This window comes from Protofrankia coriariae, from assembly GCF_001017755.1.
GTDB lineage: Bacteria > Actinomycetota > Actinomycetes > Frankiales > Frankiaceae > Protofrankia > Protofrankia coriariae.
Genome location: NZ_JWIO01000036.1, coordinates 11,536 through 12,325 on the forward strand (window position 1 = coordinate 11,536; position 790 = coordinate 12,325).

Below are 790 nucleotides of genomic sequence, written 5' to 3' on the forward strand. Positions count from 1 at the left end.
CCGCCGCGCCGATCGGCTCGGACGCGTGGCAGCGCGCGATGCCCGATGGGCTGATCTTCTCGGGGCGCTAGTCGAGGCGTCGTTCGAAGGTCACGAGGACCCCGTCGACGCCCCCGGGGCCGATGCGTCCCTTGACCTCCGTCGTGGTGATCGCCTTGAGCTGCCACCCCTGTTTTGCATGCTCGTTGAGGATCTTCTCCAGCCGGTCGCCGGACATCTTGCCGCCGATCAGGCCCTCCCGCAGTTCGATGACCTTGTACTCGAATCGCTCCGCCATGAGCTCATCGTCCCCCGCGGCCAGCCGGCCCCGGCATCCCGCCTCCCGGACATCCGACAGTAGAAGCTTCCTTGACAAATTTTTCTTTCGGTTGTCATGATGAGGCCATGCTCGATGTCGCAGTGATCGAGGACCCGGCCGCCGCCGAGGTCTCGCTCGACCCGGTGCGCGCCCGTCTGCTGGCCGCGCTGGCCGAGCCCGGCTCGGCCACCACACTGGCCGCCCGCACCGGGCTGACCAGGCAGAAGGTCAACTACCATCTGCGCGCGCTGGAGCAGCACGGCCTCGTCGAGCTGGTCGAGGAACGACGCAGGGGCAACTGCACCGAACGGGTACTGCGGGCCACCGCAAGCTCCTACGTCATCTCCCCTGCCGCGCTGGCGGACGTCGCCCCGGACCCCGACCGGGCCCGGGACGAGACCTCGGCGCGCTGGATGCTCGCCCTCGCCTCCCGCCTGATCAGGGAGGTGGGCGAACTGCTCGCCGGCGCCACCGCGGCCCGCCAGCGGCTGG

2 protein-coding genes (1 of these 2 cut by a window edge) are annotated in these 790 nt (G+C 69.7%); one reads left to right on the top strand and one right to left on the bottom strand.

The window, feature by feature from the left end; genetic code table 11:
• Positions 1-67: 67 nt before the first annotated feature.
• On the bottom strand, positions 68-277 hold the full coding sequence (locus FrCorBMG51_RS18770; RefSeq protein ID WP_047224367.1) for a DUF4177 domain-containing protein: 210 nt from the start codon (positions 275-277) through the stop codon (positions 68-70).
• A gap of 107 nt (positions 278-384) precedes the next feature.
• On the opposite strand from FrCorBMG51_RS18770, the gene FrCorBMG51_RS18775 reads away from it, so the two are divergent.
• Positions 385-790 carry the 5' portion of an ArsR/SmtB family transcription factor gene (locus FrCorBMG51_RS18775; protein ID WP_235433715.1) on the top strand. 170 nt of this gene lie beyond the right edge of the window, so 406 of the gene's 576 nt are visible here — the first part of the coding sequence; it begins with the start codon at positions 385-387; the stop codon falls past the right edge of the window.

Coding starts and splice junctions, on each gene's coding strand:
- FrCorBMG51_RS18770 (WP_047224367.1), bottom strand. CDS start 277: ATGGCGGAGCGATTCGAGTACAAGGTCATCGAACTGCGGGAGGGCCTG.